General features: G+C 43.8%; 13 protein-coding genes and 2 tRNA genes. 12 read left to right on the top strand and 3 right to left on the bottom strand.

Annotated features, from left to right (window positions below; all coding sequences use genetic code 11):
• Positions 1-9 precede the first annotated feature (9 nt).
• Both EXN75_RS05080 and EXN75_RS05075 read left to right on the top strand, forming a co-directional pair.
• Entirely contained in the window at positions 10-2811 is a 2802-nt protein-coding gene (locus EXN75_RS05080) for a glycosyl hydrolase (protein ID WP_134842992.1), read from the top strand.
• A 770-nt stretch (positions 2812-3581) separates the two neighbouring features.
• Positions 3582-3968 (top strand): hypothetical protein, encoded by a 387-nt coding sequence (locus EXN75_RS05075; RefSeq protein WP_134842991.1) that lies wholly within the window; start codon positions 3582-3584, stop codon positions 3966-3968.
• Positions 3969-4274: 306 nt separating this feature from the next.
• On the opposite strand, the gene EXN75_RS05070 is transcribed toward EXN75_RS05075, so the two are convergent.
• Together EXN75_RS05070 and EXN75_RS05065 are read right to left on the bottom strand one after the other, a co-directional pair.
• Positions 4275-4348, bottom strand: a tRNA-Asn gene (locus EXN75_RS05070).
• Between the two features lie 52 nt (positions 4349-4400).
• Positions 4401-4474 (bottom strand) — tRNA-Asn (locus tag EXN75_RS05065).
• 217 nt (positions 4475-4691) lie between these two features.
• Here EXN75_RS05065 and EXN75_RS05060 point away from each other — a divergent pair.
• The 10 genes from EXN75_RS05060 to EXN75_RS05015 all read left to right on the top strand — a co-directional run bounded on the left by EXN75_RS05060 (position 4692) and on the right by EXN75_RS05015 (position 17277).
• Positions 4692-6356: a S41 family peptidase gene (locus tag EXN75_RS05060; RefSeq protein WP_118116539.1), complete on the top strand. Its 1665-nt coding sequence runs from the start codon at positions 4692-4694 to the stop codon at positions 6354-6356.
• A gap of 203 nt (positions 6357-6559) precedes the next feature.
• On the top strand, positions 6560-7027 hold the full coding sequence (gene rimP / locus EXN75_RS05055) for a ribosome assembly cofactor RimP (protein ID WP_118116541.1): 468 nt from the start codon (positions 6560-6562) through the stop codon (positions 7025-7027).
• Between the two features lie 3 nt (positions 7028-7030).
• The gene (gene nusA / locus EXN75_RS05050) at positions 7031-8293 is read left to right on the top strand and encodes a transcription termination factor NusA (RefSeq protein WP_118116543.1); all 1263 of its coding nucleotides are present in this window, start codon (positions 7031-7033) and stop codon (positions 8291-8293) included.
• Between the two features lie 58 nt (positions 8294-8351).
• Entirely contained in the window at positions 8352-11222 is a 2871-nt protein-coding gene (gene infB, locus EXN75_RS05045) for a translation initiation factor IF-2 (protein WP_134842990.1), read from the top strand.
• Between the two features lie 145 nt (positions 11223-11367).
• Positions 11368-12819 carry a Fe-S cluster assembly protein SufB gene (sufB, locus tag EXN75_RS05040; protein ID WP_022111236.1) on the top strand — a complete coding sequence of 484 codons (1452 nt, stop codon included), beginning with the start codon at positions 11368-11370 and terminating at the stop codon, positions 12817-12819.
• A 24-nt stretch (positions 12820-12843) separates the two neighbouring features.
• On the top strand, positions 12844-13227 hold the full coding sequence (locus EXN75_RS05035; RefSeq protein ID WP_134842989.1) for a hypothetical protein: 384 nt from the start codon (positions 12844-12846) through the stop codon (positions 13225-13227).
• Positions 13228-13231: 4 nt separating this feature from the next.
• Positions 13232-13987 carry a Fe-S cluster assembly ATPase SufC gene (gene sufC / locus EXN75_RS05030; protein ID WP_022111235.1) on the top strand — a complete coding sequence of 252 codons (756 nt, stop codon included), beginning with the start codon at positions 13232-13234 and terminating at the stop codon, positions 13985-13987.
• Between the two features lie 14 nt (positions 13988-14001).
• Positions 14002-15345 (top strand): Fe-S cluster assembly protein SufD, encoded by a 1344-nt coding sequence (gene sufD / locus EXN75_RS05025; RefSeq protein WP_118116605.1) that lies wholly within the window; start codon positions 14002-14004, stop codon positions 15343-15345.
• Positions 15346-15408: 63 nt separating this feature from the next.
• Positions 15409-16623 (top strand): aminotransferase class V-fold PLP-dependent enzyme, encoded by a 1215-nt coding sequence (locus tag EXN75_RS05020; RefSeq protein WP_134842988.1) that lies wholly within the window; start codon positions 15409-15411, stop codon positions 16621-16623.
• 45 nt (positions 16624-16668) lie between these two features.
• Positions 16669-17277, top strand: coding sequence for a ribonuclease HII (locus tag EXN75_RS05015; protein ID WP_134842987.1), 609 nt, complete (start codon positions 16669-16671; stop codon positions 17275-17277).
• On the opposite strand, the gene EXN75_RS05010 is transcribed toward EXN75_RS05015, so the two are convergent.
• The gene (locus tag EXN75_RS05010) at positions 17274-17612 is read right to left on the bottom strand and encodes an ATP-binding protein (protein WP_134842986.1); all 339 of its coding nucleotides are present in this window, start codon (positions 17610-17612) and stop codon (positions 17274-17276) included. The genes EXN75_RS05015 and EXN75_RS05010 overlap by 4 nt on opposite strands.
• Positions 17613-17628: the final 16 nt, after the last annotated feature.

Here is a 17628-nt window from a genome sequence, read left to right as displayed (position 1 = left end):
ACTTAAACCATGCAGAAAAGAAAACTGTTTTTAACCTGTTTGCTGGCGGCATCCCTGTCGATGTTCGCCGACAACACGAGTCAGACGGTGAAAGAGGTGACGGGCTCGGTTACCCTGGACGGAGAGGTAGATTATCATATCTCTTCGACCACGCCTTTCGCCACAACCGGTAGTATCAACATCACCAATACGGATCATGCGACCGTCATCTTTGATAATTTGTTGCCAAGCAAGGCTGTAAAATTCCTGAGCAACGTGAAGATCAATGGTGAAGCAGCGAAGAATGGCTCCAACTGCCAGTTGCGTATCTATAATGCCGGTGCTATGATTTTGCCTTATTCCGGAAACCAACCTTTGACCATATTTACAGAGGCAGATTTCGGTGGGCAATCCTCTCATAATTTTGTTGTCAATACTAAGTATAACTTGACAACAAGTAATAAAACTTTTAATAATCATATCAGAAGTTTTATCCTGAAACGCGGATACATGGTCTGTTTAGCTACCCAGGGAGATGGTACAGGCTATAGCCGTGTGTTCATTGCCGATAAAGCTGATAAGAAAATCAATTTGCCAAGTGTTTCCAAGCCGCTCAACGGCAGAGTCTCTTACATCCGCATCAGTAAGTGGAATGATGTCCACAAGCGTGGATGGGCTGGATTCTGGAACAATGATGTGCAGGAAAAATTCAAAACGGGATGGGCTTACAACTGGGATGCCAGTATTCATGATGATTGGGTAGATCGTGAGTATGTGACCCAGCATCACCATGAGGGATGGCCTGGTATTGCCGATGTGGGTAATAACTCGGGTAGTGCCAACATCTTAGGTAACAACGAACCGGATAATAAGGCTGATGACAAGGAACAGGATATTGATGTCAAGAATGTGTTGGCTAACTGGCCTCAGATGATGGCTACCGGTCGCCGCTTGGGTTCTCCTGCCGTAGCAGGTGATTATAATTGGCTTTATGAATTCATCGACTCTGTAGATGCACGTGGCTGGCGCTGTGACTTTATTGCCGTTCATGCTTATTGGTATAAAGATCAGCCGGGCTGGAAGAGCCAGCTGGAAAGTATCAGTAAGCGATGCGGCGGTCGCCCTATCTGGATTACAGAGATGAACTATGGTGCCAACTGGACAGGATGGCCTGGAAGTGATACCAAAGGAACTGATGCCAATTATGCAATTGAGTTGCAGCACATGGGTCCGGTTCTCGACTATCTGAATGATGCTCCTTATATAGAGCGTTATGCTTTCTATAATAATGTACAGGAATGCCGTTTTGCGATAGCTGGCGATAAGTTGACGCCGATAGGCGAGAAGTATGCTGCCTTAGCACCTAAGTTGGCTTACAACTCCGACTATGAGTATGTTCCTCGGAATCCTCGTACCTATAATCCTTCAGACCTGACCGTATCTTTTGTGCCACGTACGAAGACTTGTACCATGACATTCAAGAACCATAGCGGTGAGTTTGTTGATGATATCATGGTAGAGCGTAAAAAAGGTAAATTTGGTGAGTGGAAATGTGTCAGTCATCTTGAAGCAGTAGAGGATACTGCCCGCACTTATTCTTATCAGGAGAAGGTAGAAGAGGCTGGTAATTATTTCTATCGTATCCATGTGATAGATTTCTTGGGAAGAGACCGCCTTTCTTCTGAGGTAGCAAATACGGTGAATGGTTCAGAAGGTTCTGCTGATTTCCAATGGGGAACCATGTCTGCTGCAAATGATGAGGATGTCTATAGTTTCTATGAGCATGGATTCGAAAGTATTCCTGCTGTAGTTTTTGGTGGGACAACCAGCGTAAATCCTACTACCCATGCTCAGGAAGTTGTCAATGCAGTCACTACGAGTTATTTCACATCGAAGTTCTTTCCTTGGAATGCACTCGAATCGGATCCTAATAAATTCAACGGAACAGAGCATGCCTCGTTCATTGTAGCAAAACCTGGTAATGGTACCTTAGGTTCTCTTCATTATGAGACGGGTTTGATTACGGATGAAGCTGGTAAAATGGTAAGAGTGGGCGGAGATACTATCGAATATAAGTTTAAGCAACCATTTGCTGAGGCTCCTGTGGTATTCGTGACTCCGATTTCTACCTTGAAATATCCTGTAAAAGCTCGTGCTTGGGAAATTACCAAAGATGGTTTTAAGGTGGTGCTGACTCGTCAAGTGGAAGCCAGTAAATTTGGAAAGGCAATCGTTAAACAACGTGTTTCCTTTTTTGCCATCGAGAAGGGTAGTACGACTGCATTTGACAAGATCATCTCTGTAGGCAACCAGGATATGGAATTTTTGAATAACTATAATCGTTTTCAGTTAAACTTTGGCAAAGAATTGAATAATCCAAAACTAATTTTCCAATATCAGTCTTTCAATCGTCCGCTCTTGTCATTGCTGCGATTGATAGATTTGGATGATCTTTATAAAACAAAGTCTTATGCTAATTTAAGAGTCTTTGCTGATACTTCTGATCCAAATAAAACGATCAGTAAAATTAAGCCAATCAGTGAGACTGTGGGCTGGATGGCTATTAGTGATAACGAATCGGCAGGTACAGGTATCCAGAATGTTGCTGGCGGAGAAACGGCTGATCTTTCAGTAGAGGTAAATGGCGGCATGGTCAATGTTCGTGATGCCAAGGCTACAGCTGTGGCTGTCTATACTGCTTCTGGTGCAAAGGTTGCTTCTGCCAACTTCCAAGGTGGTGAGGCGCATTTCGATTTGGCTTCCTTGCCTGCTGGCATCTTGGTCATCAAGGTCAATTCCGGCAAGTTCTCTAAATTGGTTATTCGCCGATAAAGCTGAGAATATGAGCGTTTTGTAGTATATATAATAAGGTGTGTTCCGAAGAAAGTCGGAATGCACCTTTTTTAGTCTAAGTATGTAAATACGAACTAAGAATAAGATAGAAGATTGACAAGTAGAATTAGGAATAGAGAAAATAATTGTCAACTTACAATAGGAATAAGGAACTATGTAGTCAACTAAATATAGGAAACTACAAAAATAAGGAAGGACCAAGGCTTGGGGACACGATGCTCAAGCCTTGGGCAACCGATGCCCAAAGGGTGGGGACACGATGCCCAAGGCTTGGGCAACCTTGCTTAATGCGGTTTCTTGACTTTATAAATAGCAAAAGTGACTTTTACTGATTTCTGTAGATACTTTTTTACTTTATCAACTAGAAAGGTAGACACTATCAATTTTATAAAACTGAAATAGTAGACACTCCTTATTTTTTGTTCCTATTTTTATAGACACAATAAAAAGAATAGTACTGGATTAATCCGTTTTCGTAGATAGATTGCAATCAAGTTCACTTAATTCATGAGGAATGCGTGTTAAACTTTCCTTTAAAATAGCTAAAGCTTTATCTTTCCTATTCATATTCCTATTATTGCATGGAATTTTCTTTGCAAATAAAAACCTGCTTATAATCAGATACTTATGGAGTTCTGGAATTTTCTTTGCAAATAAAAAATGATTAATATATATATGTTCCTTAAACCGAGTTTGTAGGTTCTTTATTGTTTGCAATTTATGTCCAGAATATCAACTTTACATAAGCTGTGCTTCTTGACCAAGTACAGCGAGATAAGCCAATCGGTGACGAAGCAATCAAGGAATTAAGAAAGAAGCATCTTATAGAAGGCAGAAAGCCTCATTTGTTTGTGTCAAAACACATTGCGCAGCGTACAGACAAGAAGGTGGAGTATTCCATGCATAAGGGGCTTGACTCGAAGTCGTGTGAGAGATTACTCGTAGATTCATTGAAAGACCATGGTGTATTGACAAGAGGAGAAATAGACAAACTGCTGTGGAATGTCATTTCTGACCAGTTGGATGATACCCAAAAAAAGACAAGAATAGGAAATATTCTACGTAAGCTTCGTAATGATGGAATCATACAAAATGAAACCAAAGGTAACGTCTCAAATTGGTCGCTCGTAAAATAAGAGCGAATTACGAGCGAATTACGAGCGAAAAAGTTTTGTTCTTGATTGTAAGTGCTTGAAAATCAAGAATTACGTCGCTCTTAAATTGCTCGAAATTACGAGCGACTTACGAGCGAAATTACGAGCGAAAGTTTAAATGGATACAAATAAAATTCAAGAAGATGGACATACAAGGATATGTCATAGACCACTGGTTGGGGAAGATGAGCGCAGAGAGATCTGTGCTTGTCATCTACGATCCTGACTTGCTGCCTCTTTTGTATAAAAACAAAAAGCCTTGCAAGTGTTGAACCTGCAAGGCTTTTGCGCTTCAAGATGGGCTTGAACCAACGACCCCCTGATTAACAGTCAGGTGCTCTAACCAACTGAGCTATTGAAGCATTTTAGCTTATGAAAGAAGAAGAGTATAAGAGTTACTTGATACTCTATTTGCGCTTCAAGATGGGCTTGAACCAACGACCCCCTGATTAACAGTCAGGTGCTCTAACCAACTGAGCTATTGAAGCATTTTGCATCTATAAGAACATGATGTTCCTTATTTGCGACTGCAAAAGTACTAACTTTTCGTGATTCTACCAAATTTTTTGCCGGTTTTTTTTGAGTTTTTCTTCAAAAAGTGCATTTTTTCTTGTTTATAGGCATATTTTAAGACAGAAAATAGCAGTTTTCACAAAGAAATGAGTAATTTTGTAGGCAAATAAACATATTAATAAAAAGGTAAGCATGAATAAAATATGGATTTCAATGCTGGCTCTGCTTTTGGCATTGCCAACTTTTGCACAGAAAGATAAAGACCATGATTTTAAAGTGGCTAAAAACATGGATGTTTTCAATGCCATCTATAAAAACTTGGATATGATGTATGTCGATACACTCAATGCGGATGAGGTTATCGGCTATGGTATCAAGGCTATGCTCGGTAGTCTTGATCCTTATACTACCTATTATCCTGAGTCAGATCAGAAAGAGTTGAAACGCATGCTTACCGGCAAGTATGCCGGTGTGGGTGCTCTGATTCGATATAACAACCAGTTGCAGACTGTGGTTATCGACGAACCTTATGAGAATATGCCTGCTGCGGAGGCTGGTCTCAAGAAGGGTGATGTCATCCTTTCCATTGCAGATACTTCCATGGTTGGCAAGGAAGTGTCATACGTCAGTGACCACCTCCGTGGTGAACCTGGTACGTCCTTTATCATCAAAATCAAAAGACCGAGCACGGGCAAGGAGATGAAAATGAAGGTTACACGCCGAACCATTCAGATGCCATATCTTCCTTATTATGGTATGTTGCAGAATCAGGTAGGCTATATCAACTATAATAGTTTTACAGAAAATTCTGCAAGAGATGTACGTCGTGCTTTTATCGACTTGAGAAAACAGGGCGCTAAAAGTTTGGTCCTTGACCTGAGAGATAACGGAGGCGGTTCTGTGCAGGAAGCTATCAGTATCGTCAATATGTTCTTGCCTAAAAACAAGCTGATACTGCAGATGAAGGGAAAGTTGAAACGTTCCAACAATGAGTATAAGACTTCCGTGGAACCGATTGATACGGTGATGCCTATCGCTGTGCTCGTCAATGAAAACACGGCAAGTGCCAGTGAGATAACAAGTGGTAGTCTGCAGGACTATGATAGAGCTATTATATTAGGTACGCGCACGTATGGAAAAGGTTTGGTTCAGGCAACCATGGATTTGCCTTACAACGGACAGATGAAACTGACCACTGCCAAGTATTATATTCCAAGCGGAAGATGTGTGCAGGCTTTGAACTATAAACATTCGAGGGGTGGATATGTGGAGCATGTGCCAGATTCATTGACCAAGGTCTTCTATACCGTGGGCGGTAGAGAAGTGCGTGACGGTGGCGGTATCAAACCAGATGTAGAGGTAAAGCCAGATTCACTTCCAAATATTGCCTTCTATTTAGCAGGAGCACGTGACAGTAATGAGGTGATGCTTAATTATGAGGTAGATTACATTGCCAAGCATCCAACGATTGCATCACCCGAGGAATTTGCTTTGACGGATGCAGACTATGAGGAATTCAAGGCAAGAGTGCTGAAGGCAAACTTTAAGTATGACCGTGAAACGGAGAAATACTTGAAGGATTTGGAGAAACTTGCTAAGTTTGAAGGATATTATGAGGATGCCAAACCGGAGTTTGAGGCATTGAAGAAAAAACTGAGTCATAATGTGGCAAAGGATCTGGATTATAATAAGGCTACTATCAAGCGATTGCTGGAAAACGCGATTGTGGCAGCTTACTATTATCAGGCAGGTGCCATCCGCAATTCCCTGAGATATGACAAGGTGGTAAAGGAAGCGTCCCGCCTCTTGAATTCTCCGGAAGAATATGCCAAGATTTTGCATCCTAAGAAAAAATAAAGTGCATACGATACCTGCCTATATCAGAAGGAAATAAGTATGATTTTAGCTGAAATCCATGCACAATCCATTAAAAATGCGCATGTTAGGAATAAAAAGTTCCATTTTTTTTGGATAATATCGAAAATATTCGTAATTTTGCAAACGTTCAGTGGAATGAGGGGCTCGCAAAGAGTTCCTCATTTTATTTTAATAAGGTATATATGATTGACAAAAACGTCGTAAAAACATTAGTGGATGAGTGGCTCCAAGATAAGGAATATTTCTTGGTAGGCATCGAAATTAGTCAAGACAACAAGATTGTCGTGGAAATCGACCACGCCGATGGCGTGTGGATTGAGGATTGCGTGGAACTCAGTAGATATATTGAGGACCATTTGAATCGTGATGAGGAAGACTTTGAACTGGAGGTGGGTTCTGCAGGATTGGGACAGCCATTCAAGGTGCCTCAGCAGTACATCAACTTTGTTGGCAAAGAAGTCGAGGTGCTTGATGCCGATGGCAAAAAAGTAAAGGGCATCCTCAAGGCTGTCGATGGCAATGATTTTACAGTAGGTGTTGAAGAAAAGGTAAAAGTGGAAGGCAAAAAACGTCCGGTAAAACAGGAAGTAGATTATGCTTTCCAGATGGATAAGGTAAAATATACAAAATACGTAATAAGTTTCAAATAAACTATGGCTAAGAAAGAGCAAGAATTAACTGCGAGTATGATTGATACATTTCGCGAGTTCAAAGAAACCAAGAATATCGACCGTACAACTTTGGTGAGCGTGTTGGAGGAAAGTTTCCGCAATGTGCTTGCTAAGATTTTTGGTAGTGATGAAAACTTCGATGTGATTGTCAATCCTGATAAGGGTGACTTTGAGATTTACCGCAATCGTGTCGTTGTAGCTGATGGCGAGGTGGAAGATGAAAATAAGGAAATCGCTTTGACTGAGGCTCGTAAGATCCAGGCTGACTATGAGGTAGGCGAGGATGTGAGCGAGAACGTGGATTTCAATAAGTTTGGTCGTCGTGCCATCTTGACTCTTCGTCAGACCTTGGCTTCTAAGATTTTGGAACTTGAGCATGATTCTCTTTATAATAAGTATAAGGATCGTGTGGGTCAGATTATTTCCGGTGAGGTTTACCAGATCTGGAAGCGTGAAATCCTGATTGTTGACGACGAGAACAATGAGTTGATTTTGCCAAAGGCAGAGCAGATTCCTGCTGACCAGTATCGCAAGGGTGAAACCGTGCGTGCTGTGATCTTGCGCGTGGATAATGAGAACAATAATCCTAAGATTATCTTGAGCCGTACTGCACCTATCTTCTTGCAGCGCCTGTTGGAGGCTGAGGTTCCTGAAATTGCAGAGGGACTGATTGCTATCCGTCGCATAGCCCGTATGCCAGGTGAGCGTGCCAAGATTGCTGTGGAGACTTTCGACGAGCGTATCGACCCTGTAGGAGCCTGCGTGGGTGTGAAGGGTAGCCGTGTACATGGTATCGTACGTGAGTTGTGTAATGAAAACTTAGACGTAATCAACTATAGCAGCAACGTGAAGTTGTTTATTCAGCGTGCTTTGGCACCTGCAAGAATTTCTTCAGTTAATATAGATGATGAAAACAAGAAGGCTGAGGTGTTCTTGCAGCCAGAAGAGGTGAGCAAGGCTATCGGTCGCAGTGGTATGAACATCAAGTTGGCTTCTATGTTGACTGAATATACCATTGATGTGTTCCGTGAGATTGACGAAAGTCAGGCTGACGAGGATATTTATCTGGATGAATTCTCTGATGAAATCGACCAGTGGGTTATCGACGCCATCAAGGGCATCGGACTTGATACAGCGAAGCAAGTGCTCAATGCACCTCGCGATATGCTCGTAGAAAAGGCCGACTTGGAGGAAGAGACTGTTGATAACGTATTGAAGGTTTTACGAGCAGAGTTTGAACAGTAATTCTCTAAAAATCGCATTACAAATAAGAGACAAAAGAAAAGGAGTATAAATAATAAATATGAGCATCAGATTAAACAAAGCACTACGTGAATTAAATATAGGACTTCAGACGGCAGTTGAATTCCTATCTAAGAGAAGTGACCTGGGAGAGGTCGAGGCAGAACCAAGCTTCAAGCTTAGCGATCAGCAATATAAGGCTCTGACCGATGCCTTCAGTCAGGACAAGAAGGTCCGTGACCAGGCGGAAAAGCTTTTCACCAAGAAAACAAAAGATAAGAAACGTGTTCCAGAGCAGAAGGAAGACCGTGAGGAGAATGCCGAGGTGTCTAATGGTAAACAACAGTTTAAACCATTGGGCAAGATAGACTTGGATAGCATCGGAAAACCTACTGCTAAGTCTGCTGCTCCTGAGAATCGTAAGGCGTCTGGAAAGGAGTCTGCTGCCGTCAGCTCTGCGCCTGTTACTAATGCTTCTAAGGCTGAAGTAAAAGCAAGTCATGAACATCAGAAAGGTAATGCTGGCGGACAGATGTCTCACCAGCATAAGCAGAATGGTGAGAGAAATAATGGCCAACAGAAGCAAAATAATCATAAGTCAATGCAAAATCAGGCTAACAACAATCAGCCACAACAAGGCGAGAAGCCAGCTGAAACGAATGCTTCTGGAAGCGTGTTCACCCTCAAGAGTGAGAAGAAATTCTCTGCCAATGAACCTAAGGTGTTGGGTAAGATCGATTTGTCTTCCTTGAATCAGAGTACTCGTCCTAAGAAGAAGAGTAAGGAGGAACGCCGCAAGGAACGTGAGGAAAAACTTGCACAGCAGCACAGTGAGAGAAAGAAACGCGTGCGTATCAACAAGGAACGTGTTGATATCAATGCTGAGGCTAACCAGGGTAATAATGGGGGCAACAAGAATAATGGTGGCAACCAGAACAACCAAAATGGTGGCAATAAGAAGAAAAAGAATAAGAACAGAAATAATAACAACAAGAGCGGCAATCAGAACAACCAGCGTCAGATAGAAGTTGACGACGAGGCTGTAGCACGCCAGGTAAAGGAGACTCTTGCTCGTTTGACCAGCAAGAGCCAGAACAAGAAGGGTGCTAAATACCGTAAGGAGAAGCGTGAGGCTGTTCAGGAGAAATTGCAAGATCAGGCTCGTCAGGAGCAGAAGGAAAGTAAGATCCTGAAACTCACGGAGTTCGTTACTGTAAGCGAATTGGCTACGATGATGGACATCAGCGTTACTCAGGTTATCTCTACCTTGATGGGTGTTGGTATCATGGTATCTATCAACCAGCGTCTGGATGCAGAGACCATCAACATGGTGGCTGAGGAGTTCGGATTCAAGACCGAATATGTCAGCGCTGAGGTTCAGGAGGCTGTGAGCGAGGAAGAGGATGATGAGAACGACTTGGTTCCACGTGCTCCAATCGTAACTGTGATGGGTCACGTTGACCATGGTAAGACATCTTTGCTCGACTATATCCGCAATACCAATGTGATTGCTGGTGAGGCGGGTGGTATTACCCAGCACATCGGTGCCTACAGTGTGACCCTGAAAAGCGGTCGCAAGGTAACCTTCCTGGATACTCCTGGTCATGAGGCGTTTACCGCCATGCGTGCCCGTGGTGCTCAGGCTACCGATATCGCCATCATCATCATCGCTGCCGATGACTCTGTGATGCCTACTACCAAGGAGGCTATCGCTCATGCTCAGGCTGCTGGTGTGCCAATGGTGTTTGCTATCAACAAGATTGATAAGCCAGGTGCTAACCCAGACCGTATCCGCGAGGACTTGGCTAACATGAACCTGCTTGTTGAGGAATGGGGCGGTAAGTATCAGTGCCAGGAAATCAGTGCCAAGAAGGGTATTGGTGTTCACGATCTGCTCGACAAGGTGCTCCTTGAGGCTGATATGCTCGACTTGAAGGCTAACCCTAACCGTCGTGCTTCAGGTACCATCATCGAGTCTTCTCTCGACAAGGGTCGTGGATATGTTTCTACCGTATTGGTAGCCAATGGTACCTTGAAGGTTGGCGACATCGTACTCGCCGGTACTTCTTGGGGTCGTGTAAAGGCAATGTTCAATGAGCGTAATGCCAATATCAAGTCAGCTGCTCCTGCAGAGCCAGCTATCATCCTCGGTTTGAACGGTGCGCCTACAGCAGGTGACCAGTTCCACGTAATCGAGACAGAACAGGAGGCTCGCGAAATTGCCAACAAGCGTGAGCAGTTGCAGCGTGAACAGGGCTTGCGTACTCAGAAGCGCTTGACCTTGGGTGATATCTCTCACCGTATCGCACGTGGTGAGTTCCACGAGTTGAACGTCATTGTGAAGGGTGATACCGACGGTTCTGTTGAGGCATTGAGCGACTCATTCATCAAGCTTTCTACCGAGAAGGTTCAGGTGAACGTAGTCAACAAGGCTGTGGGTCAGATTTCTGAGAACGATGTGATGTTGGCTTCTGCTTCAGATGCTGTCATCGTTGGTTTCCAGGTTCGTCCATCTGCCGATGCTCGCAAGGCTGCCGACCGTGAGGGTGTTGAAATCAACACATACTCTATCATCTACGATGCTATCGACGATATCAAGAGTGCGATGGTTGGTATGCTCGACAAGGTGAAGAAGGAAATCGTTACCGGTCAGGTAGAGGTGAAGCAGACCTTCAAGATTTCCAAGGTGGGTACTATTGCCGGTGGTCTCGTTACCGAGGGTAAGGTACACGCTAAGGATAAGGCTCGCGTCATCCGTGATGGTATCGTGATCCGTACTGCAGAAATCGGTGCCTTGAAGCGTTACAAGGATGATGTCAAGGAGGTTGTTACCGGTATGGAATGCGGTTTGAGCCTTGTCAACTACAACGATATCCAGGAAGGCGACGTTATCGAGACCTTCACAGAAATCGAGGTAGAGCAGAAACTTTAATCAAGTGAAGAGTGAAGAATGATGAACGAAAAGTGAAGATTTCATTTGTCTTTTCGCTCTATCCTATATATAATAAGGTAGGGATGAGTCCTTGGTGGCTTATCCCTATTTAGGGTTTAAATAACGAAAGGTTATTCTAAATAAAATGGCAGAGAAAGAACAAGAAAAGAATCAGTTTGTCAAGCAGGTGGCTGAGCAGAAATATGAATTCGGCTTTACTACTGATGTGCATACTGAAATCATAGAGAAAGGACTCAACGAGGATGTTGTGCGCCTCATCTCGCAGAAGAAGGGAGAGCCAGATTGGATGCTCGAATTTCGTCTGAAAGCCTACCATTACTGGAAGACGCTCAAGGAGCCAAAGTGGGGACACGTACACGTGCCACCTGTTGACTACCAGGAGATTTCATATTATGCAGACCCTTTGGCTAAGAAGCCAAAGAACAAGGAGATTGATCCTGAGTTGGAGAAGACATTCGATAAACTCGGTATTCCTCTGGAGGAGCGCTTGGCTTTGAGCGGTACCGCTGTGGATGCCATTATGGACTCTGTATCGGTGAAGACTACCTTCAAGGAGAAACTTCGTGAGAAAGGAGTCATCTTCTGCAGTATTGGTGAGGCTGTAAAGGAACATCCTGATTTGGTAAAGGAGTATTTAGGAACCGTTGTTCCTTATCGTGATAACTTCTATGCAGCCTTGAACAGTTGTGTATTCAGTGATGGCTCATTCGTCTATATTCCTAAGGGCGTCCGCTGTCCGATGGAGTTGAGCAGTTACTTCCGCATCAATGCCCGTAACACCGGTCAGTTCGAGCGTACATTGATCATCGCCGATGATGATGCATACGTTTCTTACTTAGAGGGATGTACAGCGCCAATGCGTGATGAGAACCAGCTCCATGCAGCTATCGTAGAGATTATTGTCAAGGATAATGCTGAGGTGAAGTACTCTACCGTTCAGAACTGGTATCCTGGTGATGAACATGGTAAGGGTGGTGTGCTGAACCTGGTAACCAAACGAGGCGACTTGCGTGGTGTCAACTCTAAGTTGAGCTGGACTCAGGTAGAGACGGGTTCTGCGATTACCTGGAAGTATCCTTCCTGTATCTTGCGTGGCGATAACTCTGTAGCTGAGTTCTACAGTGTGGCTGTTACCAACAACTATCAGGAGGCTGATACAGGTACCAAGATGATTCACATGGGTAAGAACACCAAGAGTACCATCATCTCGAAGGGTATTTCGGCTGGTCATAGCCAGAACTCCTATCGTGGTCTGGTTCGTGCTACATCCAATGCCGATAATGCCCGCAACTACAGTTCCTGCGACTCTTTGTTGCTGGGTAGCGATTGCGGAGCACATACCTTCCCATACATGGATGCTCATAACGACACAGCCGTGTTCGAGCATGAGGCAACTACCTCGAAGATTTCAGAAGACCAGCTCTTCTATTGCAATCAGCGAGGCATTCCTACCGAGGAGGCTGTCGGCTTGATTGTAAACGGTTATGCCAAGGACGTGCTCAACAAGTTGCCTATGGAGTTTGCCGTAGAGGCACAGAAACTCCTGAGTGTTTCACTCGAAGGCACCGTTGGCTAAGAATAATAAGAAAGAGAGGTGGTTATGAAAAGAATGTTGTTGATGTTATTGTTAGTTGATAGCTTGAACTTAACGGCTCAAGACCTTTTCAATCATCAAAAAAATGGCTTGACGGCACAGCAAGATTCCATCGTTGCATCTTTTGTTGCGAAATGCAAGCAAGAGCAAAATGTGTATCTTCGTTGTGGTCGATATTGTCATGTTGATGAGTCTGACCCTACATTGACCAAGTCCATTATGCAGACATCGAGTTATGTTCCGCAGATGAAGGGTAAGGTCATACGACCAGGTGAGTGCTCATTTTGGGTACTAGACCCTCCTTCGTTGTTTGTGCAATGGGGCTGGGAGAAGTCACCATCTTTCTTTGAAGAGTTATGTTCCAATATTTTGAACGCATTTTTTAAGTAATAATATGTTAGAGGTAAAGAATCTGCATGCTACTATTGCAGGCAAAGAAATATTGAAAGGTATCAACCTGACCATTAAGGATGGTGAGATACATGCGATTATGGGACCTAACGGTTCTGGTAAGTCAACCTTGAGCGCTGTGCTCACAGGTAACCCTCTCTATACCGTAACCGAGGGCGAGGCTATCTTCAACGGCAAGAACCTTCTGGAAATGAAGCCAGAGGATCGTGCCCGTGAAGGATTGTTCCTTTCTTTCCAGTATCCAGTGGAGATTCCTGGTGTATCCATGACCAACTTCATGCGTGCGGCTATCAATGCCAAGCGTGAGTATCAGGGCTTGGAGCCATTGAACACCAGCGAATTCATGAAGCTGATGCGTGAGAAGCGTGCGTTGGTGGAATTGGATAGCAAGTTGGCTCGCCGTTCTGTAAACGAAGGCTTCTCGGGTGGTGAGAAGAAGCGCAACGAGATTTTCCAGATGGCGATGTTGGAGCCAAAGCTTTCTATTCTCGATGAAACCGACTCAGGTCTTGACGTGGATGCGATGCGTATCGTGGCAGACGGTGTAAACAAGATGCATACCGATCAGACTTCTGCCATCGTCATCACTCACTATGAGCGTTTGCTCGATATGATTAAGCCAAGTGTGGTTCACGTTCTTTATAAAGGTAGAATTGTGAAAACTGCAGGTCCTGAACTTGCCAAGGAGATTGAGACTCGTGGTTATGACTGGATTAAGGCTGAGGTAGATGAGAAATAATTAGGAGGATGGCTATGCTTTCAGAAAAACAATATTTAGATTTGTATCAGTCTTCTTCGAGAATGATCAAGAGGAACAGTGCTGAGGTTCTCAATGCGGTGCGCGATGCAGCATTCGAGGACTTCCGTCGCTTGGGCTTCCCTTCCCGTAAGGTAGAAAGATACAAATATACCGATATGAGCGCCATCTTCGAGCCTGATTATGGCTTGAATTTGAATCGCTTGGAAATTCCAGTAGATCCATACCAGGCTTTCCGTTGCGATGTTCCTAATCTGAGTACTTCACTTTACTTCGTAGTGAACGATGCTTTCTATAATAAAGCTCTTCCAAAAGTGGAGTTGCCAGAGGGTGTTATCGTGGATTCTTTGTGCAAGGTTGCTACAGAAAATCCCGAATTCATCGCAAAATACTATGCTAAGATCGCAAAAACAGATGAAGATGGTATCACTGCATTGAACACATTCCTGGCACAGGATGGCTTGCTCATCTATATTCCAAAGAATGTAAAACTGGATCGTACCATACAGGTTATCAATATCCTTCGTTCGGATGTTGACCTGATGGTAAACCGTCGCGTTCTCATTGTCTTGGAGCAGGGAGCTGAGGCAAAGTTCCTCTTCTGTGACCATGCTGCTGACGATAAGAACTTCCTCGCTACTCAGGTCATTGAGGCATACGTAGGTGAGAATGCCAGTCTCGATCTCTATTGTCTGGAGGAGACTCATTATAAGAACCGTCGTGTCAGCAATGTGTATATCGAGCAACAGGCCAATAGCCGTGTGAACCATAACGTGATTACACTTCATAATGGTATCACTCGCAACCGTCTCGATCTGGTGTTCAAGGGAGAAGGTGCTGAGTGTTTCTGCAATGGTTGCGTGATTGCTGATAAGAATCAGGTGGTTGATAATAATACACTTATTGATCATCAGGTGGGTCATTGCACCAGCAACGAACTTTATAAGTATGTGCTCGATGGAGAAGCACGTGGTGCTTTTGCCGGTAGAGTCTTGGTTCGTCATGGTGCCCAGAAGACTACTTCTCAGGAAACCAACCAGAATCTCTGTGCTACGAAGACTGCCCGTATGTTTACCCAGCCGATGCTGGAGATTTATGCCGATGATGTGAAGTGTGCGCATGGAAGTACTGTAGGTCAGCTCAACGATGCAGCATTGTTCTACATGCAGCAGCGTGGTGTGAGCCGCGAGGAGGCTAAGTTGCTTCTTCAGTTTGCATTTATCAACGAAGTCATCGACAAGATGGAGCTGGAGCCATTGCGCGACCGCCTGCATCATCTCGTTGAGAAGCGATTCCGTGGCGAACTCAATAAGTGTGAGGGTTGCAAACTCTGTAAATAAATAATAAAGCGTTCCTCTGCTTGAGGAGCGCCTTTTTTTAACGATATAAAAGGTCTTAGGATTATGTATGATATAAATAAAGTACGTCAAGATTTCCCGATTTTATCGAGAACTGTATATGATAAACCGTTGGTGTATTTGGATAATGCGGCTACAACGCAGAAGCCATTGTGTGTACTTGATGCCATGCGCGATGAGTATCTTAATGTAAATGCCAACGTGCATCGTGGTGTGCATTATCTTTCTCAGCAGGCTACCGATCTTCATGAGGCAGCTCGTGAGACCGTACGTAAGTTTATCAATGCGCCTAAGATCGAGGAAATTATCTTTACCCGTGGTACTACAGAAAGTTTAAATCTTGTGGTTTCATCGTTCTGTGATGAGTTTATGAGCGAGGGCGATGAGGTGATTATTTCTACAATGGAGCACCATTCCAATATCGTGCCTTGGCAGTTGCAGGCTGCTAAGAAGGGAATTGCCATCCGTGTTATTCCTATTAATGATAAAGGTGAGATTAACCTCGATGAATTCACTCATTTGTTCACCGATCGCACTAAAATCGTAAGTATTGCCCAAGTGAGCAATGTATTAGGTACGGTGAATCCAGTAAAGGAGATGATCAAGATCGCTCACGAGCATGATGTACCTGTCATAGTGGATGGTGCTCAGAGTACTCCTCACTTTGCTGTGGATGTGCAGGACTTGGATTGTGATTTCTTTGCTTTCAGCGGACATAAGATTTATGGACCAACAGGTATCGGTGTTCTTTATGGTAAGGAAGAATGGCTCGATAAGTTACCTCCATACCAAGGAGGAGGCGAAATGATTGAAAGTGTGAGCTTCGAGAAGACCACTTTTGAGAAGTTGCCTTTTAAGTTCGAGGCTGGAACTCCTGACTATGTAGCTACTCATGGCTTGGCAAAAGCCATCGATTATGTCTCTGCTCTCGGTATGGACAATATCGCCAAGCACGAGCAGGAGTTGACCCGCTACTGTATGGAACAGATGAAAACCATCGATGGAATCAGACTTTTTGGCGAGCAAGAGGGCAAGGATGCTGTTGTCAGCTTCTTGGTAGGAGATATTCATCACATGGATATGGGTACATTGCTCGACCGTTTGGGTATTGCTGTCAGAACTGGTCATCATTGTGCTCAGCCTCTGATGGATCGTTATGGTATTTTAGGAACCGTCCGTGCCAGCTTCGCTTTGTATAATACGAAGGAAGAAGTAGATGCTTTGGTAGCTGGTGTGAAACGTGTTGCTATGATGTTTTAGCAAGAGACTGATGTTTTAAATCAAGAACAACAGAATTTGAAGTTTATGCTGGAAAGTCATTATTATATGGATAAGATTGAGGCTGGTTGCGATGAAGCAGGTCGTGGATGCCTGGCAGGAAGCGTATATGCTGCTGCCGTCATTCTACCTCCTGGTTATCAAAATCCAGATCTCAATGACAGTAAAAAGCTTACAGATAAGAAGCGTAAGGCACTCCGTGAACAGATTGAACGCGATGCAGTTGCTTGGGCTGTAGGTGTAGTTACACCCGATGAAATCGATAAAATTAATATTCTAAATGCCAGTTTCTTAGCGATGCACCGTGCTTTGGATCAGCTGAAGGTTCGTCCGGAGGCAATCATTGTAGATGGTAATCGTTTTAAGCCCTACAAGGATTTACCTTATACAACCATCGTGAAAGGTGACGGAAAGTATCTGGCGATAGCAGCAGCCAGCATCCTTGCCAAGACTTATCGTGATGACTATATGGATGAGCTTGCAGAGGAATATCCACAGTACGACTGGAAAGGCAATAAGGGATATCCTACTAAAAAGCATCGTGCAGCCATTAAGGAGTATGGTGTGACTCCTTATCATCGCATGAGCTATAATCTTTTGGGTTCCGGTGAATTAAGTCTTGATTTCAAGGATTAAGCATCTTTGAAGGCTTTCTTGCATTTCAGCAGACACCAAGCAAACCAACCTAAAAAGCAAGCACGGAGACCCAAATGAATGTCTGCAGGTATGACTCCTAACGTGAAAGCAAATTGTGTCTCTAATAGGAGGGCAGTTTGCTTCATGCTGATTTCTTTTTCCAATACGGTGGAGTAATATTTGCGGAGCCATTCTACAGGCACTTTTATCTTACCTGCTGCGTTTCTGATACTATCAATGAGAAACTTTACGTCGGCAGATGGTTCAAACTGACGGTATTCTCCATTTGCAAACTGTTTTGCCAAATTACCTGATAAGATGATATTCTTTTCCATTTTCTTATATTTTAAA

Source organism: Segatella hominis (genome assembly GCF_004535825.1).
GTDB classification, from domain to species: Bacteria; Bacteroidota; Bacteroidia; order Bacteroidales; family Bacteroidaceae; genus Prevotella; species Prevotella hominis.
Note: the sequence above shows the minus strand (reverse complement) of the source record. Positions and strands in the feature narration are given on the sequence as shown.